We start from the raw sequence: 24869 nt of genomic DNA on the forward strand, positions 1-24869 counted from the left end.
GGTCCCGGGATCTCCCGGGACGCCGCGCCGACGGCGGCGGGCGGCTCCGCTTCTTCCGCTGCGCGAGGCCGTTGTCACACCACGCCGCGGGACTCCGCTCTCGATCGCACACGCACCCACCCGCCGTCGTCGGCGGTCGGGGCCGGACTCATGTCGTGGGCATGAAGTCGGGCAGCGTGAGGGCCGAATGGGCCGGTCGTCCCTCCGCGGAGGGAATGGCGCCGAGTCCGCGCAGCCTGCTGTTGCGTTCCTCCAGAGCCTGGGGGGTGGCCGGGAAGAGGGTGGCACCGCCCTTGCCGACCAGCGCCTGGTTCACGGTCACGAAGTTCCGGGTGTCGTGTTCGTAGGCGGCGAAGCCCGCGGTGTGGTCCCGGTCGGCCAGGGAACCGGCAAGCATGTACGCGCCGACGAGTGCGAGGCTGGTGCCCTGTCCGGTGAGGAACGAGGGCGCGTACGCGGCGTCGCCCACCAGCGCGACCCTGCCGCTGGACCAGCGGGGCATGCGGATCTGGCCGACCGCGTCGAAGAACACGTCGTCCGCGTCGCGCATGGCGGTCAGCATGCCCGGGACCTCCCATCCCGCGTCGGCGAAGACCGTGGCGACCAGGTCCCGTTGGGATTCCGGGTCCCGGAACGCGCCGGACGGCGGTTCCGGCTGGACGAAGTTCAAGAAGGCGTGCACTTCGTCGTCGTCCTCCACGGCGTAAAGAGCCGCGGCCCTGCCCGGGGCGTTCCACATCACGGTCTCGTGGGAGAGGCCGAAGGTGTTGCGCATGGTGAACACGGCGAAGCAGTAGCCGAGATAGTGGTGGAACTGCTCTTCGGGGCCGAACAGCGTCTCCCGGGTACGTGAGTGCATGCCGTCCGCGCCGAAGACCATGTCGAAGGTACGCCTGCCGCCCCCGCGGAAGGTGACGTCGACTCCGTGGCCGGTCTGGTCGAGGGTGTCGATGGAGTCGTTGAACAAGAACTCCACGTCGTCACGGACCGCCGTGTGGAGAGCGTCGGTCAGATCCCCGCGCCGCACCTCCAGGTCCTGTCCCGCGACACCGCCGGTGACGGTGTGCGGGTGCAGCGAGGCCACCTCGCTGCCGTCCCCTTCGAGGAAGGTCAGGCGGCGCAGGTCGATGTGCGCGTCCCGCAGTCGCGGCAGGATCCCCATCCTCCGGACGACCTCCAGTGCGGTGCCGCGCACGTCGATGGGGTAACCACCGCTGCGCAGCGCGCCCGCCTTCTCCACCAGCGTGACCGCGTATCCGTAGCGGTTCAGCCAGAACGCGAGGACGGGACCGGCGATGCTGGCCCCGGATATCAGGACCTTGCGCCTCGGCGTGGTACGGATATCCGTCGGATGGTCGGTGAGGGTCATTCCTTGACTCCTTTGTTCATGGTGCGGACGACAAGCAGGGACAGCACCGCGACGACGCCGGCGATGAGGAAGCCGGTGGTGAAGGCCGATTCGGCCGGGACCTCCGACCCGGAAGGGGTCCCCGAGGTGAGGAGCGCGCCGCCGAGCATCCCGCCCATGGCGGAGCCCAGCACGCGGGCCACCAGGACCAGGCTGGTGGCGATGCCGGTGTCGCCTTCATCGACGGAAGAGGCGATGCCGGTCACCATGGCCGTGACGCACAGGCCGTTGGCGAGCGCGATCAGCGCCTTGCCGACGACGATGTGCCAGACCTCGGTGTGTGCGGCTGACAGGGCGAGCAGAGCGGCGGCCATGATGACGGTCGCAGTCATGACCACGGCACGCGAGCCGAAGCGCCGCTCCCCGATCCCGCCGAGCGGCCCGGCCAGCGTCGCGGCCACGGCGCCGGGCAGGAGGATGAAGCCGATCTCGGTGGGACCGGCCCCGAATCCGTATCCGTCGCCGGACACGTCGAGCAGTTGCGGAACGAGATAGACCCCCGTCGCGGTACCGAGGCATATCACGAACGTCACCACACACGACTTCCAGATCACAGGCCGTGCCAGCATGCGCAGATCGACCATCGGCGCGGCCGCACGGCGTTCGACGGCTGTCCATCCGGTCACGAAGGCGGCCAGAACGACGATGAGGGCGCCGAGCACGAGTGGTTGCGAGCCGGCCTCGGGCGCCAGCGCGAACACGAGCATGAGCGTGACCAGGATCCCGCTCAGGAGAAGCAGGCCGGGCCAGTCGATCCCGGCATCGTCCGACCGGCCCGGCGGATCGGACGGCATCAGCCTGTTCACCAGCAGGGTGAACCCGATGACCGCGAACGTCGGCACCGCGAACATCCAGTGTCGGGAGAACGCTTCCGCGACGGGTCCGGCCGACAGCAGTCCCACCATCGAGCCGCCCACGAACATCCCGCTGACCAGCCCGATGGCCGCCTTCGACTCTCCCGCGGGGAGGTGTTTGCGCACCACGATGAACGACAGGGGCAGCGCGCCCACCATCGCCCCCTGCAGGATCTGACCGAGCAGCAGCACCGGCAGGCTGGGCGCCAGGGCGGACACCAGTCCACCCACCGAGACCACCGCCATCAGCCGGATCAGGACTCGTTTTCCGCCGTAGCGGTCGCCGAGCTTGCCCGCGAGTGGTGTGACGAGCGTGCCGGTGATGGCGAGCACGATGTTGAGGAGCGCCCCTTCGGCCGGACTCATGTCCAGTTCGCGTTGCAGGAGCGGGAGCGTCGGTGACACGACCGACTCCAGGGCACCGGTGGAGACGGCCAGCATGCCGAGGGCCGCGACAGCGGCCTTCCCCATGCGGACCGGGGGAGCCAGGGCTGTGGTCATGAGCGTCCTTTCCGTTGTTGCCGGGCGAGTGAGGGGCCGGCCGTACGCGCAGCGCTGCCGCCCGCGCGGGCCGTCGACGGCGCGGTCGCGGAACCGCTCGTCGGGGACGTGGCCGATCCGGTCGTGGCTGCCGCCGCGTGGTCGGCGGAGTGGACGGGGTGGGCGGAGTGAGCGGAGTGGGCGGACGCGTGGCCGAGGCCGCTCACGGCCGGCGCGACGAGCGCTGCCGCCACCACCGCGAGACCTTCGTGCACCCGGCACAGCGCCGCGCCGGTGACCGCGCCGGCGATGACGAGCGCGACGGCCGCGGCTCGCCGCAGTGCCCCTTGACGGCGGGCCGCTCCCGGCCGGGAGCGGCCGCGGGGCCGGTCGGCGCGGAGGCCACGACCACGGTGGTGGACGACTCCCGGCCCGTCTGCGTGCGCTACGACCAGCGGCGCAGCGCCGCTCGGGCCGGCAGTGTGACAGCGAGCAGTGCCAGGCCTCCGGCGGCGGCCGCGAAGGATCCGTACACCAGCGGGGGCACGTACGGCGCCTCACCGGTCACGCCCCTCATCATCGGGATCAGCGTGGCCGCGGCGATCGCGGAGCCGAGGACCAGGCCCACCGCGGCCACCAGCAGGCCCTCCCAGCGGAGCATCGTCATCACCTGGCGCCGGGTGGAGCCGACGAGGCGCAGTGTGCCCAGTTCGCGGCGGCGGTCGAGGACCGTCATCACCAGGGTGTTGACGGCGGCGACGGCGGCGAAGCCGCCGAGGACCGCGGCCATGGTGTTGTTCATCCAGGCGCCCAGCTTCGCGTCGAGGTTCTGCTCGGTGGCGTAGCCGGAGGCGTCGGTCACCTGGCCCAGGGCCGTGAGCGACTGCTGCGAGCCGCCCCGTACCAGCAGCGTGCTGTCGAAGCCGGAGGTGACGTGCCCGTCCAGGGTCGCCCGGTCCATGGTCACCGTGGCCAGGCCGAGGCCGCGGCCGTAGACGGCGACGATCTCGGGGGCGGCCCCGGTGCCGTCGGGGAGGTAGAGCGGGAGTCGGTCGCCGACGCCGACGTCCGCCGAGTTCGCGAGGGTCTTGTCGATGGCGATACGGCCCTTGCCGAGCCGGTCGAGGCTGCCTTCGCGTACGTCCAGGTCCTGGACCTTCGCGAGCTCGGCGCCGGAACCGGTGACGCCCTGGGCCGCCGCGCCCTGCAGCGACTTGAACTCGCCGGAGCCGGTCGGCACGAGCACCTGTGTGTTCAGCAGTCCGACGGCCGCGTCCACACCCGGTGCGCGGGCGGCCTGTGCGACCGCGTCGACCGGGAGCCCCGCCGGGTCCGTGACCACGTGGTCCGCGGTGATGCCCGCGCGCCGTTGCTTGTCGGCGGCGTGGGTCTCGCTCGTGTGCATGAACACGAGGGTCGAGGCGAAGGCCACGGCGAGCACGATCGGGGTGATCGCGGAGGCGAGGCGGCGGGCGTTGGTACGGGAGTTGGCGGCCGCGAGCTCGGCCGCCGGGCCCGCGCCGCGCAGCGGGAGGCCGAACAGGCCGGCGCACAGCCGGGCCACCAGCGGGCCGAGCAGCCCGACGGCGAGCATGAAGAGCATGACGACACCGAGGGCGGCGCCGGCCGCGTCGTCCCCGGCGGAGTTGGCGGACACGCCGGTGAGGATCGCGCCTCCGACGAGGGCGCCGACGCCGAGGAGGGTACGGATCAGGCCGGGCCGCAGCCGCTCCACCGACGCCTCCGACAGCGCCTGGCCCGGCTTGATCCTCGCGGGCCGGCGCCCGGCCGTCCAGCCTGCGCCGAGCGCGGTGAGCAGCCCCATGACGACGGCGGCGAGCAGCGGGAGCCCGGAGACGTGCAGGTCCACGGCGCGCGGGATGGCGCCGCGGTCCTGTAGCTGCCCGAACCACCAGTGCGCGAGCCCGATGCCGGGCAGGCAGCCGACGATTCCGGCGAGCGGCGCGACGAGCAGTGCTTCGGAGGCGACCGCTCGGCGGATCTGCCGCGGGGTGGCGCCGACGGCGCGCAGCAGCGCGAATTCGCGGGAGCGCTGACCGACCGAGAGCGCGACGGTTCCGGCGGCGGTGAAGACCGCGACGATGGCGGCGATGCCGCCGAAGGAGCCGCCGATTCCGAAGAGCGTCACCTTGGCGTACCCGAGGCCCGGGTCCTCGACGGCACCGCGGTCGTCACCGGTGTGGACCTGGGCGCCGGAGCCGGCCAGGGCCTTCTTCACGGCGTCGGCGAGGGCGTCGGTGTCGGTGCCGTGCTTCGCCAGCACGACGACGGCGTCGGCCTTGCCGGGGTGTCCGGCGAGCGTGGGGGCCTGGGCGTCGGCGAACCAGGCCAGGGCGCCCGCGGCGCCGGTGTTCCGGGCAGTGTCCGCGGGTCCGGCCTTGGCGACGCCGGCGACGCGGAAGTCCTGCCGCCCGGCGGCGGTCTCCAGCACGACGGTGTCGCCGACGGCGGCCTGCGCGGCGCGGGCCGTACCCGCGTCGAGCACGACTTCGCCCTCGCGGGGCGCGGAACCGGTGGTCAGCGAGGTGCCCGTGAAGGTGTGCGAGCCCCATCCGTGCGCGGTGAGCACACCGCCCTCGACGGGCAGTTCACGAGCACCGGAGCCCGCACCGTCGTCCGTCGTGCGCACCGGGAAGGTGAAGTCCGCGACGGCGGTGGCCGCACCCGGCGCCTCGGCGGCCTGCACCGCCAGCCCGGCGTCCATTCGTGCCGTGTCCGGCAGCGGCGTCGCCTCCTTCTCACGGTCCTCGCCGCTGCCGGTGACCACGTACTCGTACTGGTCGGCCGCCGCGACGACCGGCGCGTTCGCGTACCATTCCGCCGGCACCGAGGCGCGCAGGCCGGTCTCGAGCAGGATTCCGCAGGCCGAGACGATCAGTGCGGACATCAGCAGCGCGAGGAAGGTCCCCGCGAAGGACGCGGGCTTGAAGCGGACGGCCTCACGGGCGAGTCCGTTGGGGCGCCTCATGCCGCCACCCCCGCGCTCGCACCCGCGTGGGAGGTACGGGAGGTGAGCAGTGCCATCCGTGCCGCGATCTGTTCCGCCGAACCGCGCTCCAGGCGGTCGGCGAAGGCGCCGTCGGCGAGGAACAGCACGCGGTCCGCCCAGGCGGCCGCGACCGGGTCGTGGGTGACCATGACGACGGTGGCGCCGAGGGTGTCCACCGCGTGCCGGAGCAGGCCGAGGACCTCGGCGGCGGTGCCGGTGTCGAGGGCGCCGGTGGGCTCGTCCGCGAAGATCACGTCGGGGGTGGTGACCAGGGCGCGGGCGACGGCCACGCGCTGCTGCTGGCCGCCGGAGAGCTCGCCGGGCCGGCGCCGCGCCAAGCCGTCGAGCCCGACCTGCGCCAGCACCGCGGCCGCCCGGTGGCGGTCCTGGCGCTGCCCGGCCAGACGCATGGGCAGCAGGACGTTCTGCTCCACGGTCAGCGACGGCAGCAGGTTGAACGCCTGGAAGACGAAGCCGAGGCGGCTGCGGCGCAGCTCGGTGAGCTCGTTCTCGCTCATCCCGGTGATCTCCGTACCGCCGAGGCACACCGACCCCGAGGTGGGCCGGTCGAGCCCGGCCGCGCACTGCAGGAAGGTGGACTTGCCGGACCCGGACGGGCCCATGACCGCGGTGAACGTACCGCGCGGGAGGCCGAGGTCGACGCCCGCGAGGGCGTGCACGGCGCCCGCGCCCCGGCCGTACTGCCGCCGGACACCGCGCAGTTCGACGGCGAGACCGGGTGCGGCGGCCGGGGCCGGGACCTCCGGTCGTTCGTCCGTCTTCTGCCGCTTGCTGCGTAGCCTCATGTTCCGCCCTCTCGCGATCTTCTCGTGCTGACAGGAGGGAGTGTGCGAGGACGGCTGCGTGCCCGGCGTCATACCCGGGAGCCAATGTGGAGGTGATACCCCGGTAGGGGGTGGAGGAGAGACGGCAGGCCCTCTCCGTCGCTGGTGCTACCGCCGTGGCCTGGGGGACGAGGCGCGGCCTGCGCCGGACTGAGACACCCGGGCTCGGAGCCGGCAGGAGAGCCTGGGGAAGGATCGACCGGGCTGCCCCCGGCAGCCACCATGCCGGGTGGGAAACGCCCACCCCGCCCCGGGAACACGGAGCGAACCGCCCCGAACAGGACCACGACCCGTCAGGCGCGGCTCAGGGAGACCGGCACCAGCAGCGTGCGAACACCAGGACCGCAGGAGGCCCCTCCGTCTCCGACGGCGACGTGCGCGCGGTCCCGGTCGGGGGCCGTGCTACTCGCCCGGGGCCACCAGCCCCGATTCGTAGGCGAAGACCACCGCCTGGGCGCGGTCGCGCAGGTCGAGCTTGGTGAGGACACGGCTCACATGCGTCTTCACCGTCTGCTCGGCCAGCACCAGCGTCTGCGCGACCTCCGCGTTGGACCGACTGCGGGCCACCAGGGTGAGGACCTCGGTCTCGCGTTCCGTCAGGGCCTTGAGCCGCAGCGCGGGCCTGCCCCGGGCGGCGGGACGCTGCCGGGCGAAGTCCGCGAGGAGGCGGCGCGTCACGGAGGGGGCGAGCAGCTCCTGGCTCCTGACGTCGCGCAGCAGGGGCGTGAACTCGCTTCCCGTGTCCGGTGGGGACTGCCTTCCGGTGGCGTTCTCGGGGTGTGGCAGAGCGGTTTCGCCGACCGAGGACATGGTTGTACTCCTGTGTTCGGTGGATGGTGTGGATGCGGGGGCGTGGATCGTCAGCCCGGTCCGAACGGTTGTGCGGCTTCCGGGTTCGGTAGGTCCTGAAGGCATCGCCCGGCCCGTCGGGCCGGGCCTGGCACATGGCGTGGCGCAGGCTGCCGCGGTACGGGGATCCGCTCGGCCGCGCAAAATGCTGTGCCGCGTGTCATGGGTGACGAAGCGGCGGGACGTGGCGGTCACGGCCTTGACCGGAGCGCCGGGCCGGCCGCCCGACGACGCCGCGGCCGGGGAAGCGAGTGCCCGCGCGACGGCCCCGGACCGCAGTGGTACGGCGGTGCGTGTCCATCACTCACGCCGCCAGCGCGAAGTAGGCGAAGCCCGCCGCCAGCACGCCCGCCGCCGCGCGGCGGGCCGTGCCGGTGCGGTTCCACGGGGTCTCCAGGGGCCGGGCGAACGTCGCGATCGCCACGAGCAGCCCCGCGAAGAGCGGCATCCAGGCCGTCCGCGCCAGGATCCATCCGGCCGTGTCCGGTGCGGTGGTCAGGCCGGGGATCTCGCCGACGTACGAGGCGGGGACCGCGGCGGCCAGCATCGCCGTCTGGTGCCAGCACAGGATCGTCATCGCCGACAGGTTGATGATCGCCACCGGGGCCCACAGGGCGGGGCGCTTCAGGAGGCGCGCCAGCTTGTCGCGCAGCAGGATCGCCGCACCGGACTGAGCGGCCGCGAGCGCCAGGACCAGCAGGGACGGCGGGTGGGAGTTGGTACGGGCCTCGCCGGGCACGCCCACCATCGACGCCGGGTAGTGGAAGGCGAGCAGCAGGGTGGCGAACAGGGCCGCGCCGCCCACGAGCAGCAGCCACGCCTCGCGGCGGCCCAGCCGCCTGTCCGCCCAGGACACGCCCAGTTGGTAGGCGAACATCCACCCCGGAAGCAGATTGAGCAGACTCAGCCAGGACGGCATCGCGTCCGCGTACGGCCCGTAGCGCAGGAGGTCGACCACCGCCACCGAGCCGAGCAGCGGGGCCGCCGCCCGGAAGCCGAGGCGCTCGGACGCGCGGACGCAGTACGGCGTGAGGGCCGTGATCACGGCGTAGACGCCGACGAACCACAGGGGCTGGACGACCAGTGTCGACGCGGTGTGCAGGGTGGCGGTCGGGACGCCGAGACCGTAATGGAGGGTGGGAAGCAGCAGCGCCCATACGGCGGTGACGCCGATGACCGGGCGGCCCAGGCGGGTGAGCCGGCCGGTGATCCACTCGCGGGCCGATCCCTTGCGGCGCCGGTAGGAGAGGTACGAGGAGTAGCCGCCGACCAGGAAGAAGATGCCCAGCATCTGGAGGATCCAGCTCGCCGGGGCCAGCGCCCCGAACGTGGTCAGCGGGCTGGCGTTGTGCAGGCCGCCGCCGGTGTCGAGGGTGAAGCCGCCGAGCAGCCAGTGGCCGGTCGGGACGGCCAGGAGCGCCAGCGCGCGCAGGCCGTCGACGGCACGGTCGCGGTGGGCGGGGGTCCGGTCGTCGATCCTGGCGGTGATCTTCGCGAGCTTCGTGGGCGTCTTCATCACAGGTCTCCGCCGGCGATCGCCGCGAACGCGGTCAGGGTGGAGGTGCCGGGCGTGAAGTACGCGTCGTGCGCCGGGACGTCGTCGGCGGGCAGGACCCTCGCGCCGAAGCCGGGCGCGGTGGGGTCCGCGCCGTGGCCCAGGCCCAGGAACTCGACATGGGGGACGCGGTCGATCCAGTCGTCCGGGGACTTCGCCGCCCAGACGCGGGCATCGGTGTCGAGTGCGGTGACGTCGTCGGCGCGCATGCCGGGCGAGCCCATGACGACGATGTCGCCCGCGTCGGTGTCGTCGGCGGCGAGGCCGCAGACCACCGAGCCGTAGCTGTGGCAGAACAGGGACGGGTCGGGGAGGCCGGCCGCGTCCAGGCCGTCGGTGAAGCGGGCGAGACGCTCGGCGCCGGTCCCGGCGAGCCGGCCCGTCGCCAGGTCCGGGCCGATGCCGGAGGGGGTGGTGTAGCCGGCCCAGGCGATGACGGCCGTGTCGTCGCCCGCCTCCTCCTGGAGGTCGGCGGCCCACTGTGCCGTACCGTCGGACGTCGAAGCGTCGATGTCCGAGCCGGGGACGATCACCGACACGTGGGCGGCGTGCTCCAGGTCGCCCACGACCCGCGCGATCAGGCCGCGACCGCGCGGGTCGTACGCCAGGACCCGGTCGCCCGCGGGGCCGTTGGCCTCGTAACGGAGGCTTACGGGGGTGCCGTCGAGGTTGCCCACCACGGTGGGGTGGTCCTCGGCCAGTCGCCGCTGCTGAGCGTCGGTCAGGCCCGCGAAGAAGGCCGCCACCTCGGACGGGGTGGCCGTGGCCGGGTCCGGCAGCTGCTTGCCCAGAGAGCTGTCCGCCAGCCAGGCGGCGGTGCCGGGGAGCGGACCGCTCGGCGCGCTCTCGCTGCTCGCCGAGGCCCAGCCCGCCGTGCTGCCGACCAGCAGTGTGGTCAGTACGGCGGCGGTCAGGGTCTTCCTGAAGCGGCGCATCCGTCCGTCTCCCTCTGTCTCGTCCGTGGTGACGGGGAGGAAGGTAGGAAGACGGTGGAGGGCGGAACGTCACCCTGGGGAGCCAAGTCGGGAGTGATACCCCGGTAGGGGGTGGGTGAGCGCGTGTCCCTTCGATGGTCGGTCAGCTGATCGAATGTGTCCGTCCGACCAGTGATCGCCGATGAGAGCCCGTCGGGGTGATGCCGTCGACATGCCCGCCGAGGTCGGTGCCGGCCACCGAAACGCGCCGGGCCGCCCGGGCGGTCCGCGAGGTGCTGGAGGAGGTCACCTGTGTCACCCGGCAGTCCGGGGCGTGTTCCAGGATGCGGCGGGTGGCCTCCAGGCCGTCCATGTTCGGCATGCGGATGTCCATCAGCACGACGTCCGGCTGGAGTTCGCGTGCCGCCGCGACCGCTTCCGCCCCGTCGGCCGCCTCACCCACCACCTCGATCCCGCGGGCGGTGGGAATCATCCGGAAGCGGGTTCTGATCAGTGTCTGGTCGTCGGCGACGAGCACGCGGGGCCGGCGCCCGGCTGCGCCCGATGTCATGGGCGGTCCAGGGGAATGCGGGCCCGGACGCGGTAACCGCCGCCGAGGCGGCGCCGGTCGTCCAGTGGTCGGGCCACGGCCGCCGGGACCCTAGGACCGGCATCGATGTCAGTGGCGGCTGCCACACTCGGCCCGTGACCGAGGAAACCGAAAACCGCTTCGACTGGCAGCAGTTCCTCCGTCGTTGGCAGGAGGAATGGGTCCCGGGCGAGGACGACCTGGAGGACCTGGCGGAGGGCGGCATGACCCTCGCCGACCTGGCTCTCTCCGCCCCGCCCGCGACCGAGGCGGAGACAGCCGCCGCCGAGGAGCGCCTGGGAACCCGACTCCCCCCGTCCTACCGGCAATTCCTCGCCGCCAGCAACGGCTGGCGGCTCGACGGGGGGTCCATATACCGGCTGGGCGCGGCCCATGAGATCGGCTGGTTCGGGGATCCGTTCGACATGACCCCGGCCTACCAGCAGGGGCTGACCGAGCGCTCGACCGAGCAGGAGGTGCTGCTGGCCGGGATGTGGCGGCGGGCGCTGCAGCTGGAGACCGACTCGGACATGTCCTACGCCCTGCTGGACCCGGGTGACACCGACGAGGACGGCGAGTGGGCCCTGTACGTCCACAAGGGGTGGAGCGGCGAGTTCCCGGACCGGTATCCGTCGTTCCGCGCCTATATGCAGCGGATGTACCAGAGCTTCCACTCCGACCGGGCGCGCGATCCCGGCTTCGTGAACGCCACCACCCGCGCCCTGGACGCCGACGTGGAGCGGGCGCGGGAGGAGGCCCTGAGCGGGAGGTGGGAGACCGCCCGGGAACTGCTCACCGAGGCGCACCACTACGGGCGGCCCCGCGCCTGGGGCATGCTGCGGCAGCTGGACGCGCTGGCGCACGGCGTCGGGTACGGGTACCACGGCTTCGGTGAACTCGTCGCCGATCCTCGCTGCACGGGCGAGTTGGTGCCCGTGATGGCCGCCGCGCATCTGAAGGACGACCGGACCGGCCGCATGCCCCACCGGTTCGTGCTGGGCACCGAGACCGATGACGGTGTCACGGCGGCCGCGGACGAGATCCTGGCCCAGGTGCGCGACCGCACCTACCGCTACGCGCCGGGCGGTGCCTTCGGAGAGGCGGTGGCCGAGGCGTGGGAGTCGGCGAGGTGGGGGGACACGGACACGGCGTGGCGGGTGATCCGTGCCGCGCTGCCGTCGTGGTCGCCGCCGGGGCCGGACCTGCTGGCGCCCCTCGGTCTGCTGGGGGACCCCGTGCTGGGCCCGGTGGTGACGCGGGAGCGCGGCCTGGAGCTGCTGGCCACGCCCCGGGCCGGCCGACCGGGCCCGGCGCCCGATCCGGCGCCGGACCTGGATCCGCCGGGACTGTGCTGGCTGGCGGAGACCATGCGGTGGAACGCCCCGCACGGCTCCTACCGGTGCCTGTGGGTGGAGGGCGCGGAGCCGGAGGCACTGCCCGGTCTGGCCGGGGAGGACGGGGGTGCGGGCCTGACCGCTCCGCCCCGCCGTCCCGCCGGGTGGTTCCCCCACGACGTCAGGCAGCGGGACGACTCGGCGCCGTGGGAGGACCGGGCCGTGGTGGCGGTGGGCCGGACGGGCTCCGGGTGGACGTTCGGCTTCGACACGGCCCCCCGGTCGTCGGAGCCCGGGACCTTCTTCGTCTCCCCGGCCGCCGCCGCCTCGCGCGACGGACGCGCGGTGGTGCTGTGGGTACGCCGCGGTCGCGACGACGCCCCGGCGGTGTTCCACCTCTCGGTCGCCGAGCGGGGCGAGGAGCTGTACGCGTACACGCTGCGCGGCACGGACGTCGAACGCACGGCCCCGGTGCCCGCGGCCCTCGACCCGGAGCACCTGCTGCACGGCGTCGACGAAGCGGACCGCGAGCGGCGCCTGCTGGCCGCCGTGCAGGACGAGTTCGGTCTGTCCCTGCCCCGGCACGCCCTGGCCGAGGGCATCCTGCCGCACTTGACCACCCGGTCCTGGAACCGGGCGCCGCGGGAGGACGAGAGCTACGCGTACGTCACGGTCCACTTGGGGCGGCGATGAGGACGCACGGCCCGCGCTCCAGAACGCGGTGAGGGCGTGCCGTCCGCCGCTCCGGCGGACGGCACGCCCTCAAAGTCGCTCAGCGCTCCGACGCGAACCGCACGAACTGCCCCCGGCCTTCACGGCCGACGGTGAAGGCCGGGCGGGTCACGTTCTTGGAGTCCCGTACGTGGATGGCCTGCTCGGTGACGGCGACCTCCACACAGTCGTCGCCCGAGCTACCGCTGTAGCTCGACTTGAACCAGGCGAGTTCCGTCGCGCTCATGCCTCTCCTCGCAGGGGTGCAGGGCCTGCGACCGCAGTGTGTCATAGCGCTGTTGGAGAACTCTCACCTCTTTCGAGTCACCGATCAGCCACCCGCTCTCCTGGCCTTCCGAGTACGCGAATCGACGCCCCTCCGGGGTCCCCAGCAGGCGCAGAGGCCCATCCATGCACGGCTGGCCGAGTACGCGCCCCGGTTCGCGGCGGAGGCCGACCGGGACATCGCGCGCCTGGCCCGGCTGGTGGACGCCGCCGCCGAACGCCTGGGCGCGGGCGCCGACGTGTCGTACGGCCACTACCTCGAACGCCCCTCGTACCTCACCCTGACCGTGGTGACGTGCTCCCCGAACCGCGCGGTCCCCGGACTTCCCTGCCCGTGCGCGTAGCGCAGGCTCGGCACTCGCCCCCGCTCTGATCGCACACCTCTGCGTCAACTTCCTCCCCGAGAGCTCCATCAAACGGGTGATCGCATCTCAAAAGCCAACGAATGTTCTTGCCTCGTGCATAGTTTCCCGTCATGCCCAACGTCAGTCACGACACCCTGCACGGCTTCCTGCCGGGACGTCCGAAAGCGCTGAACCGTGCGCTGGACCTCCTGGACCTCGGAATCCCGCCCGGTGTCACCACCGAGACCCTTCCGACGGACGCGTCCGGCGCCCCGAAGATGTTCACCCGGCAGATGGACTCCGTGCTGCGGGTGGTCCGTCCCGACGGGCGTGATCCGTTCATCCTGCTGGTCGAGGCGCAGACCCGCATCGAGGCGAAGAAGGAGACCTCCTGGCCGTACTACGTCGCCTACTTGCGTGACCGGTACAGACTCGAGGTCGTCCTGCTGGTCCTGTGCGTGGACACGGCGACGGCGGCATGGGCGGCCAGACCTCTGCGCACCGGCCTGGGGCGCCCCACCCAGGTGACAGTGCCTCACGTGCTGGGCCCGTCCAACGTTCCGCGGGTGAGCCGGATCCAGGACGCCTCGGCCGACCTCGACTTCGCCGCGTTCTGCCTGTGGATCCACAGCAACGACCCGGACATCGAGGGCATACTGACGGTCATGGGCGAGGCACTGGCCCAGGACACGGACCGCGAAGCCCGGGACGACCTGGCGGGACTGATCGAGGACGGCTTGGGCAGCGAACACGCCCGGAAAATCTGGAGGAACCTGATGGAAACCCTCTTCACCCCCAGGCGAGGCACCATCGTGGGCGACGCCCGCCTCGCAGGACAGGAAGAAGGACTCAAGGAAGGACGCCAGGAAGGACGTCAGGAAGGACGCGTGGCCGGAAAGGCCGAGCAGCTGCTGCGCCTGATGGAGCGCCGCGGCTTCTCGCTGACGGAGGAGACCCGACAGCGCGTCACCACCTGCACGGACATGCCGCTCCTGGATCTCTGGTTCGACCGCGCCATCGACGCCACCGCCCTCGACGAGATCTTCGCCGCCCCCTCCTCCACGGACCGCGTCCCCGCCCCCGCCCAGAGCCCGCAGCACACCGAAGTCCCCAGCCGAGGGCCGACGGACCCCGGGCCCGCGGCCGACTGACACCAAGGGCGCACACCCGGCCGCACCCCACTGCGGGGCGCGGCCCGCTCGGTTCACGGCCCGGTCCCCAACACCTCGTGAATGCCCGTTCCGGAAGCACACGGACTTCTCTCCGCCTCCGTACGGCCACTGCGCGCACGGGACGTGGCGCCCGTCCCGCCCAGCGGCAGGATCGTCCGGGCGATGCCGACCGGTCCCTGAGGGCAGGTGCGCCCACGGATGCAAGATGATCTGGAGAAGTTCACCGACAGGCACAACTCCCCCGTCCCACAAGCCAGTCGGGAAGGACCGACCACGATGAGGACACGGATCAAGCCGACCGGAGTCGGGGAGGCGTTCCAGGGGCGGCTCACGGCAACGCAGACGGACCTGATGCGCGAGGCGTTGAGCGCACTCGACGGCTGGGCCTCCACGGACGAGGCCCTGGTCGTCCAGCTCGGCGCGGACCGCGAAGAGGTCGGCCGGCTGCGCGACAGGCTCAAGGGGGACCACAGGACCAGCCGGGAGTTCACCCTGACCGCCCGCGAACTGCATGTCATCCACGCGGCGCTCACGGCCGTCGCCCCGATGTTCCTGACGAGCGGGGGATTCTCGGAGGAGGGGTTCCACAACAGGACCGGCTTCTTCCGGGAGAACTTCGACGCCATGGCGTCGAGCATCGTCAGCGCGGTGTCCGAGGCCACGGCACTGCAGGTGACCCGGCCGTCCCGCCCGGCATCACGCCCGTGACAGCACCCGCCCGCCGGCGCCGCCCGGCGTCACCTGACGACTCGACTCTGCCGGGCCCCACGCCCCCACCGGCCTCATATCCCGGGGATCGCGGGTTCGCATCCGGTTGCGGCCTCAGAGAACCTCTCCGCCGTGAAGTCACCGCTTCACCGCACGGGAAACGTCACCCACGGGGAACGTCACCCCGGTGAGCTCCTCGGAGACGGTCCACAGGCGCTGCTGAACGGCCCGGTCATGGGAGTCGGGGCTGGACGTGACCGGCTTCGGGTAGCCCCGGGTCTCGATCCGGTTGCCGGGGCCGTAGTACTGCCCGCCGACGACCGCGGGATCGGTGGCGGCGCGCAGCGTGGGCAGGGCGCCCATCTCCGCCTTCTGGGTGAGCAGCGGCGCGAGCCAGGTGACGGGCGTGCGAAGCGGGGCGGGCATGTTGCGGGCGAGCTCGGTGTTGGACACGCCGGGATGGGCGGCCACCGCGATCGTGGTGCCGTGCGCTGCGAGCCGGCGCTGCAGTTCGTACGTGAACATCAGGTTGGCGAGTTTGGCCTGGCCGTAGGCGGCGACGCGGCTGTAGGAGCGCTCCCACTGCAGGTCGTCGAAGTGGATGGCGGCCTTGATGCGGTGACCGGTACTGCTGACCGTCACGACGCGGGAGCCGGGGACGGGCAGCAGCCGGTCCAGCAGCAGGCCGGTCAGGGCGAAGTGGCCGAGGTGGTTGGTGCCGAACTGCAGCTCGAAGCCGTCGGCGGTGGTCTGCCTCGGGGTGTACATCACACCCGCGTTGTTGACCAGGAGGTCGATGCGCGGGTGGACCGCACGCAGGTCGGCCGCCGCGGACCGGATCGACTCCAGGGAGGTCAGGTCGAGGGCTTGGACGGTGACGTCGCCGGCGATGCGGGCGGCTGCCCGCTCGCCCTTCTCGACGTCGCGGACGGCCAGGACCACCGCCGCCCCGCGCGCGGCGAGCATCCGGGCGGTCTCGAAGCCCAGCCCGGTGTTGGCGCCGGTCACGACCGCCACCCGGCCGCTCTGGTCGGGGATGTGCTGTTCGGTCCAGTCACTGCTCATGACACTCTCCTAAAGAACCGCCGGTCCGTTACAAGGACCAACGTAAAAGACCGCCGGTCTCCTGTCAAGGGACCGCCGGTCTTTAAGCTAGGATGAGGGTGTGACATTTCAGCGGGCGCGAAGCGAGGAGCAGCGGAAAATCCGCCGCCGGGCGATCCTGGACACCGCGGCGGCGATGCTCGACGAGATGCCCGTGGCCGAGGTGAGCCTCAACGAGCTCAGCCGGCGGGTGGGCCTGGCCAAGTCGAACGTCCTGCGGTACTTCGAGTCACGCGAGGCGGTACTGCTCGAACTGCTGGACACCTTCCTGGAAAGGTGGCTCGCCGAGCTGGCGGAGGAGCTGGCCGCGGGCATCGAGGCGGATGCCGCACCAAAGGTGCGGGCGGGCCAACTGGCCGAGACCCTCAGCCGCTCGCTGGCCGGCCGGGTGGTGCTGTGCGACCTCTTCGGCGCGCAGGGCGGCGTCCTCGAGCACAACGTCTCCGTCGAGGTGGTCAAGCGGCACAAGCGTTCCTCCCTCACCAGGCTCGCGGACATGGTCGAGCTCGTGCGCCGCCACGTGCCCGAACTCGGCGACGACGCGCAGACGTTCTGCCTGATGAGCCTCGTCTCGGCGGGCGCCCTGTCGTCCTACGTCCCGCCGCCGCCCAGCCTCCTCGCCGCCTACGCGGAGGAGCCCGCCCTCGGCGTGCTCCACATGGAGCTGCGTGACGCCCTGCGGGTCTCCTTCACCTCGATGCTCCTGGGCATACTGCCGCGCACCTGAACATCTCCGTGACCGGCGCTTCCGTGCCCGCCCGCGCCGGGGCCGACGGCCACAGCATCCGCACGCGCACAGGCCACTTCGAACGTGGCCCGGAGGAGGCCCCGACATGAGCAACCGCACCCACGGCTCCCCGCCCCGCAGGATCTTCATCGACAAGCAGAGCCCCAAGGCCTTCCATGCCCTGGTGCAGGTCTCGGAGGCGGTCCGGGCGACGGCCTCCGAGGCCGGACTCGACCGTGCCACCGTGGAACTGATCAACCTCCGCGTGTCGCAACTCAACGGCTGCGCCTACTGCCTCGACGTGCACACCAGAACGGCCCTGCGCGCCGGTGAATCACCGCAGAGGCTCGGAGTCCTGAGCGCATGGCGGGACACCGGCCTGTTCACCCCCTCGGAGCGCGCCGCCCTGGCGCTGGCCGAGGCCACGACCGATCCGGGGAACGCCGCGACCCAGACATCCGCCTACGAGACCGCCCGGGAGGTTCTCTCCGAGGACCAGATCTCAGCCGCGATCTGGGTGGCGGTCACCATCAACGCGTTCAATCGCGTGTCGATCATGAGCAAGCACCCGGTGTCGCAGCTCCACGAGGAGTAGAGGCGGTCGGCCCGCCGCACCGCCGGCCTCCGCCCGCGGAAGCCCGCGACAGACCGTGGCGTCATCCGGCAGCGTGGCGGGCCTCCACCTCGCCAGGACGAGTCGGCGCCCACGCCTCGGGAGGACCGCTGAACACGGTCCCCGCGAACGCCCGCGGCCCGTACCGCGAGCCGTACCCGCCCGGGGCCCGCGGTGAGCGGCGGGACATCGACGACACGCAGCACATCAGGAGTGCCGCACGGGGGAAGGCCGGCACGGCCGCGTCACTGGCCGCAGGGCCCCGCGTGGTCGCAGTACGGCTGGAGGCGGCTCTGTCCGCAGCCGCACAGCACGGCTCTGGTCTCGGCGCGCGGGCCTCGCGGCGTGTCCACGCTCAGTTCCCCGCGCACGGTCAACTGCCCGGTGGCACCGCGGGTGACCGTGGTGGGCCGGTCGGGGGTTTCCGTCCCGCCGTCCACGAGTTCGTACCGGAGCGCGCCCGAGGGACAGCGCCGTACGACCTCCGCCAGGCGCTCGGCCGTAGCCTTGTCCGGCTGGATCCACGGCCGCTTCGCCGGGTCGAACACCTCGGGAAGGCCATGGACGCATGCGGCGGCGTGCAGGCAGCGCCCGGCCTCGAAGGTCACCGTGATCGACTCCGTCCGGTATGCCTTCCGCCCGGATTCGCCGCTCACGCCCGCCTCCGTTCCTGCCGTGCCCGGCCTGTCAGTCACTGACCCTGCTCCGGGACTGGTACAGCAGGTCCTGGTACTCGGGGTGCCGGCCGATCCAGCCCGCGAAGAAGGGGCAGGTGGCCAGCACCCGCAGGTGCGCGGCGCGTGCCTCGTCGAGGGCGGTGCGGACCAGCGCGGACCCGACTCCCCTGCCCTCGTACTCCGGCTCGACCTCGGTGTGCACGAACGCGACGAGTTCCGTCGTGCGGATGTACTCCGCGACGCCCGCCACCTTGGACTCCCCGTCGACACGGGCCTCGTAGCGCTTCGCCTCGGGCACGTCGCCCACTTCGACCGTCATGTGTCCTCCTCGTGGGGGCCCGATCCCGCTCGACTCGGCAGGATTCCGTCAGCCGGGACATCAGCCTAACCCTACGAGGTTGATGCATCAACTTAACTTTCGGCGAGGACGTCCGCGGCGCAGAGCGAGCGCGCCGCCCCACCCGGGGCCGCATCGCCACCACCGCCAGTAGATGAGCTGTCAACGATTTCGTTAGACTGCCCCCATGGACGCACAACCACGCTGGCTCGACCCGGAAGAGAAGGCCGCCTGGGACAGCTTCATCCGCATGCAGGAGACGCTCATCGGACGGCTGTCCCGCCGCGTCCAGGCCGACTCCGGAATGTCAGCAGCCGACTACATCGTGCTCGTCAGCCTCACCGAAAGGGGCGGCGGGCGGATGCGCTTCCTGGATCTGGCCAAACTCGTGGAGTGGGAGAAGAGCCGGATGTCCCACCAGGTCACGCGGATGGCGAAACGCGGGCTCGTGGCCAGGGAGGAATGCCCCGAGGACGGGCGCGGAGCCTTCATCGTCGCCACCCCGGCCGGCTACAGGGCGATCGAAGAGGCCGCGCCCCAGCACGTCGAGCACGTCCGCCGCCTGTTCATCGACGCCCTGACCCCGAACCAGCTCAGCACACTCGGCCGGATCTCCAAGCGCGTCCTGGAGCACATGGAGAAGCAGCCGGACTGACCGGGCGAGGGGCGCGGCTCCCCGGGCACGGGAGGGCGGCCCCGCGCCGGCCCGGCGAGGACGTCCTGGTGCGCGGGCCGCCGGCCGAGTCCGCGACGGACGCGCTCACCGCCGAGGCCGCTGAACAGCGGGGCACGGATCTCGTGACGTGGGGCGCGGAGAGCCCGCTCGACGAGAAGCCGCCCGTCGCCGGTCAGTGCGGCTTCGGACGCGCGACGCCCGCCCGCCGTGGGGAGACGCGGGACGAGCCGACCGGCTGTTGTCCGCGAGGGAACCGGTCGACGACAGGCAGTACCGATACGGACCGGTGCCGGGGCGGCGGCGATGTCAGGCCTCGTTTCCCGTGGGTGTGGCCAGGAGCTGCGTCTCCCAGGCGAAGGCCACACCGCTGGCACCACCGTGCTGCGCCTGGACCTCGGCAGCGCCCGGCACGGTCTTCTCACGGGCCCAGTCGCGCTGCCACTCGCCCAGCGCGACCATCCAGGTGATCGGGACCACGCCCGCCTGGACCATGCGCCGCACCGCCATGTCGTGGGCCTCCTTCGAGACACCACCCGACGCGTCGGTGACGGCGAAGACCTCGAAGCCCTCGCCCGCCGCCTGTATGGCCGGCATGGCCACACACATCTCCGTCCAGAGACCGGCGATGATCAGTTTCTTGCGCCCTGTCGCCTTGACGGCATCCACGACCCGCTCGTCCTGCCAGGTGTTGATGAAGGTCCTGTTGATCGGCTTCTGCTCCGGGAACACATCCTGCAGCCCCTGGATGAGGAGGCCACCGCGCTCTTCCAGAACGGTCGTCAGGATGGTCGGGACGTCGAACACCTTGGCGGCCTTGGCGAGCCCGACGACGTTGTTGACGATCATCGTCGGTTCATGGCTGTTCAGATTGGCGAACTGGAACGGCTGGTGGTCGATGAGAACGAGCACGCTCTCCTCGGGCGTCAGCAGCGCGCCGAGTCCGTTCTTGTTCTCAGTACTCACGAGGTTTCCCCTTCTGGAACTTCGCGTCCGCGGGTCTCCGCGGTGCACCGGCATCCCGATGCCCCGCGGCGAGCCGGATACGGGCCGACCGGGCGGCGACCCCGAACCATTTGGTTGACGCATCACCCACGCTAGATGCCAGTTGATGACGCGTCAACAAGCGTCGGCCCCGGGCGTTCGGGCGAGCCGGTCGGGCACGGCCCGCCGGCATCGGTGAAGCGCGACCGCGCTGCGGGGAGGGGTCACACACGCCGGTTCCGTGCGGAACCACACGTGAGCGGCGCGCTCGTCGACGCCCCGGGACACGCCGGCGCGCCGGGTGGTGACCCGGGACCCCGCGTGCGACTCCTCCTCGGCCGCCGCGCCGGCGTACGGCTACGACGCCTCCGGCCCGGAGTCCTGGCGCACCGCCGAGGGGCATCCGCTCTCCGGCCGGCGCCTGCCGGGCGGGCGGTACGCCGAGGCCGTCCAGTGAGAGGCTCGAGGCGTCGGCGTACAAGGCGTGCAGGACGGAGCCGGCGGCCCCGTCGGCGCCCGACGACGCACGGCCACAGCAGCGCGACGGGAGGGCTTCCGGGACGAAGCGGCTCAGCTTCGGGCGGCGGTGTCCTCGCGGCCGACCTCGTGGTGGCGGCCGTCGGGGCGGGGAAGGGGCTTGAGGGCGACCTCGACGCGGTGCGTGGAGTCGTGGCTCACCGAACCGCCCAGGCGCGCCTCGACCACGCCCAGGCGCAGGCCCGCCCCGCCCTCGCCGGCCCGGTGGAACTGCACCGAGAACTCCAGGCTGACCTGCTCCACGTGGAACCGCCAGTCGCTCTCCGCGCCTTCCGCCTGGGCCCGCGCCAGCTCCGCGCGCACCGTGCCGATGGCCTCCGCCAGACCGATCGGTTCCGCATTCGTCATATCAACACACCGCCACTTTCGGCTGATTGAACGATGCACCCTGCTCACAAGTCTAGGGAGGTCCCGTGCTTTGCACGTAGTGTGAGACGGCATGGGGGAACTGCGTGCGGACTGGAGACTCAGGCTGCGGCGCGAGGACGCGCACGGCCCCGTCTGTGGCGCCGGCGTGCTCGTCGACCAGTACACGGCACTGACCTGTGCGCACGTGGTGCGCCGGCCGGACGCCGTGATGTGGCTGGAGTTCGCCGAGAACGGCGGGCTGGAGCCGGTCTCCGCGCGCGTCATGCCCGGCGGCTGGCTGGCGGAGGGCGCCGGCGGTGAGGACGTCGCCGTGCTGCGCCTGGACAGCCCCCGCCCGCAGGCGCGCCGCGCTCCGCTGGACACCCGGCTGCGGGGTGGCATGGAGGTGTACGCGACCGGTTACGCGGAGGGCTTCGACGACGGCATGAGCCTGTGGGGGCGGATCGGCGGCGCCAGCGGTGAGCGGGTGCAGCTCGACGCCGTCACCCGGTCGGAGGTGGTGCGCGCCGGGTTCAGTGGCGCCGGCGTGTGCACCCGGCCCGAGGAGGGCCGGCCCGCCCGGGTGGTGGGCCTCGTCGTCAGCTGGCGCGGGGACCTGGGCGCGGCTCTGCCCGAGGACAACCGGCTCTCCTTCTCGTATCTGATCCCCGTCGACCGCATCGCCGAACTCTCGCCCGTGATAAAGGAGTTGAGCAGCCCGGGCGCCTGGGACCACGGCTTCGAGGAGCGGCTCGGCCGGTGGTTCGACGATCCGGACGAGGACCCGGTGAAGATCACCGTGGTGTCCCCGGGCAGCGGCAAGGACCGTTCCCTGCGCCATCTGCTGCACCGTGCCCACGTCGTCCATCGCGGCGGCGCCAGCAGACCCGATCTCATCGACCACGCCCTGGACCAGGTCACCTTCCCGGCCGGTGAGTACCTGGCGTACTGGGACTGGCTGCGCGGCGCCAAGGCCCGGCCCGTACGGGCGGCCGACCGCGCGCCCGTACGGCCGGTCACGGTCCTCGTCGACGGTCTCGACGAGGAACCCCGGCCGGAGCTCCTCATCGACGTCCTCGCCCGATTACGGATGTTCGGCTTCCGGCTGCTGCTCGTCTTCCGTCACGAGGGCGGCCCCGGCTGGACCGCGTCCCGCGACCTCCTCCTGCGGCCCGCGCTGCTGGACCACGCGGACACGCTGCTCGACCGCCTGCGACGCGCGGAGTTCGGCCGGGCGATACGCCGCGACATCGTCGACAGCGCCTCCCTCGGCTCCGTGACCGAGACCGCCGACCGGCACCGCGCCACCCGCCGCCACCTCGACGACGTACGGGATCCGCAACAGCAACTCACCTTGCTGCGCGCGCTGATCAGGGCCCTGCGCGCCGACCTGAGCCGCTGCGGGGACCGGTGACGCGGCGCGCCGTCCGGCCCGGGCGGGGAAGGAGCACGAGAGGATGACGACCTGCCCGCACCGGCGCTTCACCGGAGCCCCCTGCGGCGGCACCGTACTGCCCACCGGCTACTGCGCCGCCTGCGGCCGTGCGGCGAGCGGCCCCGGGCTCCCCGAACTGCCCGGGGTCCCCCGGGAACTCGGGCCCCGCGAACTCCTCGCCCTCCCCGAGCGCGAGCCGCGCCCCGCCGAGGAGCGCCTCATCCGCCCCGGGGCACCGCCGCGCATCCGCATGAGCTGCTCCTCCGCCGACTGCGGCATCACCTTCGCCCCGCCCTACACCGAGGGCCCGGTGCCGATCGAGGGATTCTGCCCGGCGTGCGGGGAGCGCTACTCGTACCGGCCCGAACTCGTCGAGGGCGACCTGCTGCGCGACCAGTACCGCGTCATGGGACCCATCGCACACGGCGGCCAGGGCTGGGTCTACCTCGCCGAGGACACCCATCTCGGTGACGTCGTCGCCGTCAAGGGACTGCTCAACCGGTACGAGCACGACGGCGCCCGTCTCGCCGACGTCGAACGCCGCAACCTCGTCGCCATCCGCCACCCCCGCATCGTCCAGATCCGCGACTTCGTCGCCCGCAGGGACGACAGCGGGCAGGTCACCGGCGGCTACATCGTCATGGACGACGTCGGTGACGGCACCCTCGCGAAGGTCGCCGAGGAGGTCCGGCGCGGGGAGTCCGTCCTCGACATCGAGCACGTCGCGGCGTACGGCTGCCAGATCCTCGAAGCCTTCGTCCACCTGCACGCCGACGGCGAACGGGTCTTCGTGTACGGGGACATGAAGCCCTCCAACGTGGTGCACCACCGGGACGGCATCAAGGTCATCGATCTCGGCGGCATGCGCGAACAGGGCCAGAGCCTGCCGCCCGCCCACGTCACGCCCGACTACATGGCGCCCGAGACCGGGACGTCGGCCGTGCCCACCGTCGCCCACGACCTGCACACCGTCGGCGTCACCCTGCGGGAACTCGCCCGCTGGGCCGTCACCGAGGTGCCCGGCCTCGGCACCGCCTCCTTCGACCGGGTCGTCGACCGTGCCGTGCGGACCGACCCGGGCCGCCGCTTCACCGACGCCCGTGAGATGGTCGGTCAACTGCGCGGCGCCCTGCGGGAGATCCGTGCGCTGCGCGGCAAGAGCGATCCGCCGGAGCCCTCCGACCACTTCCGGCCGTCCACCCGGCTGCCCGGCGCCCGGCTCGGCATGGTGCCGGCCATCGGGCACTGGCTGGAGAGGCCCCGCCGCGACCGGTACCAGCCGCCCGTGGCACCGGTCCTCGACCTCGGCACGCCCACACCCGCCGAGATCGCCGACTGCCTGCCGGTGCCCAGGCCCTATCCGGGCGACCCCCAGGCCACACGGTTCGAGGTGAGCAGTGGTTACGCCCCGGACCGGCTCCTCGACCAGGAGGACGAGAAACCGCGCTCGGTGGAGATCTGTCTGCACAACGTGCGCGTCCTGCTGGGCCGGGACACCCCCGACGACCTGTGGCGGGCCCAGGAGGAGCTCAACACGGCCGACTCCGTCCCCGGACCGTCCGCCGTGCGCCGATGGCGGCTGGAGTGGCACCGCGCCCTGCTCGCGCTGCGCGGCGCCGACCTCGACGACGACCCGCGGCAGGTCGCCGAGGCCCGGAACCACTTCACCCGGGTCCACCTCGAACTGCCCGGCGAGTACGCGCCCAAACTGGCCCTCGCCCACTGCGCGGAGTGGCTCGGCGACGACACCGCCGAGCCCACGGCCAAGGAACTGTACGAGGCCGTGTTCGCCCGCAATCCCGCGCACGGCGGCGCCGCCCTCGGCCTGGCCAGGCTCGCGCTCCGGGCACGCGACCGCCGGGCGGCCATCGACGTGCTCGGCCGGGTCCGGCAGGGCACGCTGGACCACACCGTCGCCCGGATCGCCGCCTTGCGCATCCGCGCGGCCCGGCTGCCCGGAGACGGTGATCCGCTGCCCCTGCCCACCGAGGTCGACGCGGCGCTGGCCGACCTGCACGGCCTGGTGGGCCGGCGTCCGGGCGACGGGGAGCCGGGCCTGTCCGAGGACGAGGCGCTGCGCCTGAGCGCCGAACTCCACGAGTGGAAACTGGACGCGGTGCACAGTCTCAGCGACCGTCCCGGCTCCCCGGGAAGCGGTGCCGGACGGCTCACCGCCCGCGCCCTGCGCCGTCTGAGCATGCCGGAGCGCGCGTTGCGCGAGCAGCTGGAGTCGCACTACCGGCGGCTGGCGGCCCACCACCAGGAACCGGCCACCGCCCACGAGCACCTCGTGGACCTCATGCACGCGGTACGGCCGCAGACCGTTTTCTGACCGCACGACCCGGCGGACGGAACAGCACCCGGCGACGAAGGCGA

General features: G+C 72.4%; 21 protein-coding genes and 4 pseudogenes. 10 read left to right on the top strand and 15 right to left on the bottom strand.

Annotated features, from left to right (window positions below; genetic code table 11):
• Window positions 1–148 precede the first annotated feature (148 nt).
• From ACFXAE_RS30315 to ACFXAE_RS30350, 8 genes and pseudogenes are all read right to left on the bottom strand, one after another.
• The gene (locus ACFXAE_RS30315; protein ID WP_384720832.1) at window positions 149–1369 is read right to left on the bottom strand and encodes an FAD-dependent monooxygenase; all 1221 of its coding nucleotides are present in this window, start codon (window positions 1367–1369) and stop codon (window positions 149–151) included.
• On the bottom strand, window positions 1366–2763 hold the full coding sequence (locus ACFXAE_RS30320; protein ID WP_384720835.1) for an MFS transporter: 1398 nt from the start codon (window positions 2761–2763) through the stop codon (window positions 1366–1368). Before ACFXAE_RS30320 ends, ACFXAE_RS30315 begins: the two co-directional genes overlap by 4 nt.
• 424 nt (window positions 2764–3187) lie before the next feature.
• Entirely contained in the window at window positions 3188–5731 is a 2544-nt protein-coding gene (locus ACFXAE_RS30325; protein WP_384720839.1) for an FtsX-like permease family protein, read from the bottom strand.
• Window positions 5728–6558 carry an ABC transporter ATP-binding protein gene (locus tag ACFXAE_RS30330; protein WP_384720842.1) on the bottom strand — a complete coding sequence of 277 codons (831 nt, stop codon included), beginning with the start codon at window positions 6556–6558 and terminating at the stop codon, window positions 5728–5730. Before ACFXAE_RS30330 ends, ACFXAE_RS30325 begins: the two co-directional genes overlap by 4 nt.
• 441 nt (window positions 6559–6999) lie before the next feature.
• Window positions 7000–7299, bottom strand: a pseudogene (locus ACFXAE_RS30335) (response regulator transcription factor); the annotation flags it as partial.
• Between the two features lie 451 nt (window positions 7300–7750).
• Window positions 7751–8962, bottom strand: coding sequence for an acyltransferase (locus ACFXAE_RS30340; RefSeq protein WP_384720845.1), 1212 nt, complete (start codon window positions 8960–8962; stop codon window positions 7751–7753).
• Window positions 8962–9936 carry an alpha/beta hydrolase gene (locus ACFXAE_RS30345; RefSeq protein WP_384720848.1) on the bottom strand — a complete coding sequence of 325 codons (975 nt, stop codon included), beginning with the start codon at window positions 9934–9936 and terminating at the stop codon, window positions 8962–8964. The genes ACFXAE_RS30340 and ACFXAE_RS30345 overlap by 1 nt, the downstream gene beginning before the upstream one ends.
• A 294-nt stretch (window positions 9937–10230) precedes the next feature.
• A pseudogene (locus tag ACFXAE_RS30350) lies at window positions 10231–10486 on the bottom strand (response regulator transcription factor); the annotation flags it as partial.
• A 134-nt stretch (window positions 10487–10620) separates the two neighbouring features.
• Here ACFXAE_RS30350 and ACFXAE_RS30355 point away from each other — a divergent pair.
• Window positions 10621–12531: an SMI1/KNR4 family protein gene (locus tag ACFXAE_RS30355; protein WP_384720851.1), complete on the top strand. Its 1911-nt coding sequence runs from the start codon at window positions 10621–10623 to the stop codon at window positions 12529–12531.
• Between the two features lie 79 nt (window positions 12532–12610).
• On the opposite strand, the gene ACFXAE_RS30360 is transcribed toward ACFXAE_RS30355, so the two are convergent.
• Window positions 12611–12796 carry a DUF397 domain-containing protein gene (locus ACFXAE_RS30360; RefSeq protein ID WP_384720854.1) on the bottom strand — a complete coding sequence of 62 codons (186 nt, stop codon included), beginning with the start codon at window positions 12794–12796 and terminating at the stop codon, window positions 12611–12613.
• Window positions 12750–12965: pseudogene (locus ACFXAE_RS30365) on the bottom strand (Scr1 family TA system antitoxin-like transcriptional regulator); the annotation flags it as partial. The pseudogene ACFXAE_RS30365 and the gene ACFXAE_RS30360, both read right to left, overlap by 47 nt.
• Between ACFXAE_RS30365 and ACFXAE_RS30370 the strand changes: the two are divergent.
• The 3 genes and pseudogenes from ACFXAE_RS30370 to ACFXAE_RS30380 all read left to right on the top strand — a co-directional run.
• Window positions 12963–13178 (top strand): annotated as a pseudogene (locus tag ACFXAE_RS30370) (hypothetical protein); the annotation flags it as partial. The pseudogenes ACFXAE_RS30365 and ACFXAE_RS30370 sit on opposite strands and share 3 nt — an antisense overlap.
• Before the next feature lie 131 nt (window positions 13179–13309).
• Window positions 13310–14329 (top strand): hypothetical protein, encoded by a 1020-nt coding sequence (locus ACFXAE_RS30375; RefSeq protein ID WP_384720857.1) that lies wholly within the window; start codon window positions 13310–13312, stop codon window positions 14327–14329.
• 297 nt (window positions 14330–14626) lie between these two features.
• Window positions 14627–15058 (top strand): hypothetical protein, encoded by a 432-nt coding sequence (locus ACFXAE_RS30380; protein WP_384720860.1) that lies wholly within the window; start codon window positions 14627–14629, stop codon window positions 15056–15058.
• 138 nt (window positions 15059–15196) lie between these two features.
• Here the strand turns inward: ACFXAE_RS30380 and ACFXAE_RS30385 are convergent, their stop codons facing one another.
• Window positions 15197–16123 (bottom strand): SDR family NAD(P)-dependent oxidoreductase, encoded by a 927-nt coding sequence (locus tag ACFXAE_RS30385; RefSeq protein ID WP_384720863.1) that lies wholly within the window; start codon window positions 16121–16123, stop codon window positions 15197–15199.
• Window positions 16124–16223: 100 nt separating this feature from the next.
• Between ACFXAE_RS30385 and ACFXAE_RS30390 the strand changes: the two genes are divergently transcribed.
• Window positions 16224–16889 carry a TetR family transcriptional regulator gene (locus tag ACFXAE_RS30390; RefSeq protein WP_384720866.1) on the top strand — a complete coding sequence of 222 codons (666 nt, stop codon included), beginning with the start codon at window positions 16224–16226 and terminating at the stop codon, window positions 16887–16889.
• Between the two features lie 106 nt (window positions 16890–16995).
• Window positions 16996–17484, top strand: a complete 489-nt coding sequence (locus ACFXAE_RS30395; protein ID WP_384720869.1) for a carboxymuconolactone decarboxylase family protein — start codon at window positions 16996–16998, stop codon at window positions 17482–17484.
• A gap of 263 nt (window positions 17485–17747) precedes the next feature.
• Here ACFXAE_RS30395 and ACFXAE_RS30400 read toward each other — a convergent pair whose 3' ends face one another.
• Entirely contained in the window at window positions 17748–18158 is a 411-nt protein-coding gene (locus ACFXAE_RS30400; protein WP_384720872.1) for a (4Fe-4S)-binding protein, read from the bottom strand.
• A gap of 31 nt (window positions 18159–18189) precedes the next feature.
• Entirely contained in the window at window positions 18190–18498 is a 309-nt protein-coding gene (locus tag ACFXAE_RS30405) for a GNAT family N-acetyltransferase (RefSeq protein ID WP_384720875.1), read from the bottom strand.
• A 205-nt stretch (window positions 18499–18703) separates the two neighbouring features.
• Between ACFXAE_RS30405 and ACFXAE_RS30410 the strand changes: the two genes are divergently transcribed.
• Window positions 18704–19171 carry a MarR family winged helix-turn-helix transcriptional regulator gene (locus ACFXAE_RS30410; protein ID WP_384720878.1) on the top strand — a complete coding sequence of 156 codons (468 nt, stop codon included), beginning with the start codon at window positions 18704–18706 and terminating at the stop codon, window positions 19169–19171.
• 327 nt (window positions 19172–19498) lie between these two features.
• On the opposite strand, the gene ACFXAE_RS30415 is transcribed toward ACFXAE_RS30410, so the two are convergent.
• Window positions 19499–20155 (bottom strand): hydrolase, encoded by a 657-nt coding sequence (locus ACFXAE_RS30415; RefSeq protein ID WP_384720880.1) that lies wholly within the window; start codon window positions 20153–20155, stop codon window positions 19499–19501.
• A 322-nt stretch (window positions 20156–20477) separates the two neighbouring features.
• Between ACFXAE_RS30415 and ACFXAE_RS30420 the strand changes: the two genes are divergently transcribed.
• Complete coding sequence (locus ACFXAE_RS30420) at window positions 20478–20630, top strand: hypothetical protein (RefSeq protein WP_384720883.1); 153 nt, start codon at window positions 20478–20480, stop codon at window positions 20628–20630.
• Window positions 20631–20743: 113 nt separating this feature from the next.
• Here the strand turns inward: ACFXAE_RS30420 and ACFXAE_RS30425 are convergent, their stop codons facing one another.
• Window positions 20744–21058 carry a trypco2 family protein gene (locus ACFXAE_RS30425; RefSeq protein ID WP_384720886.1) on the bottom strand — a complete coding sequence of 105 codons (315 nt, stop codon included), beginning with the start codon at window positions 21056–21058 and terminating at the stop codon, window positions 20744–20746.
• Between the two features lie 91 nt (window positions 21059–21149).
• On the opposite strand from ACFXAE_RS30425, the gene ACFXAE_RS30430 reads away from it, so the two are divergent.
• Together ACFXAE_RS30430 and ACFXAE_RS30435 are read left to right on the top strand one after the other, a co-directional pair.
• Window positions 21150–22472, top strand: coding sequence for a serine protease (locus tag ACFXAE_RS30430; RefSeq protein ID WP_384720888.1), 1323 nt, complete (start codon window positions 21150–21152; stop codon window positions 22470–22472).
• A gap of 43 nt (window positions 22473–22515) precedes the next feature.
• Window positions 22516–24825 carry a tetratricopeptide repeat protein gene (locus ACFXAE_RS30435; protein ID WP_384720891.1) on the top strand — a complete coding sequence of 770 codons (2310 nt, stop codon included), beginning with the start codon at window positions 22516–22518 and terminating at the stop codon, window positions 24823–24825.
• Window positions 24826–24869: the final 44 nt, after the last annotated feature.

Source organism: Streptomyces sp. NPDC059454, assembly GCF_042749965.1.
Classification (GTDB): domain Bacteria; phylum Actinomycetota; class Actinomycetes; order Streptomycetales; family Streptomycetaceae; genus Streptomyces.

Bases quoted from the DNA above. Each gene is read 5' to 3' on its own strand.
- ACFXAE_RS30315 (WP_384720832.1), bottom strand. From the start codon at position 1,369: ATGACCCTCACCGACCATCCGACGGATATCCGTACCACGCCGAGGCGC.
- ACFXAE_RS30320 (WP_384720835.1), bottom strand. From the start codon at position 2,763: ATGACCACAGCCCTGGCTCCCCCGGTCCGCATGGGGAAGGCCGCTGTC.
- ACFXAE_RS30325 (WP_384720839.1), bottom strand. From the start codon at position 5,731: ATGAGGCGCCCCAACGGACTCGCCCGTGAGGCCGTCCGCTTCAAGCCC.
- ACFXAE_RS30330 (WP_384720842.1), bottom strand. From the start codon at position 6,558: ATGAGGCTACGCAGCAAGCGGCAGAAGACGGACGAACGACCGGAGGTC.
- ACFXAE_RS30340 (WP_384720845.1), bottom strand. From the start codon at position 8,962: ATGAAGACGCCCACGAAGCTCGCGAAGATCACCGCCAGGATCGACGAC.
- ACFXAE_RS30345 (WP_384720848.1), bottom strand. From the start codon at position 9,936: ATGCGCCGCTTCAGGAAGACCCTGACCGCCGCCGTACTGACCACACTG.
- ACFXAE_RS30360 (WP_384720854.1), bottom strand. From the start codon at position 12,796: ATGAGCGCGACGGAACTCGCCTGGTTCAAGTCGAGCTACAGCGGTAGC.
- ACFXAE_RS30375 (WP_384720857.1), top strand. From the start codon at position 13,310: ATGCCCAACGTCAGTCACGACACCCTGCACGGCTTCCTGCCGGGACGT.
- ACFXAE_RS30380 (WP_384720860.1), top strand. From the start codon at position 14,627: ATGAGGACACGGATCAAGCCGACCGGAGTCGGGGAGGCGTTCCAGGGG.
- ACFXAE_RS30385 (WP_384720863.1), bottom strand. From the start codon at position 16,123: ATGAGCAGTGACTGGACCGAACAGCACATCCCCGACCAGAGCGGCCGG.
- ACFXAE_RS30395 (WP_384720869.1), top strand. From the start codon at position 16,996: ATGAGCAACCGCACCCACGGCTCCCCGCCCCGCAGGATCTTCATCGAC.
- ACFXAE_RS30405 (WP_384720875.1), bottom strand. From the start codon at position 18,498: ATGACGGTCGAAGTGGGCGACGTGCCCGAGGCGAAGCGCTACGAGGCC.
- ACFXAE_RS30410 (WP_384720878.1), top strand. From the start codon at position 18,704: ATGGACGCACAACCACGCTGGCTCGACCCGGAAGAGAAGGCCGCCTGG.
- ACFXAE_RS30425 (WP_384720886.1), bottom strand. From the start codon at position 21,058: ATGACGAATGCGGAACCGATCGGTCTGGCGGAGGCCATCGGCACGGTG.
- ACFXAE_RS30430 (WP_384720888.1), top strand. From the start codon at position 21,150: ATGGGGGAACTGCGTGCGGACTGGAGACTCAGGCTGCGGCGCGAGGAC.
- ACFXAE_RS30435 (WP_384720891.1), top strand. From the start codon at position 22,516: ATGACGACCTGCCCGCACCGGCGCTTCACCGGAGCCCCCTGCGGCGGC.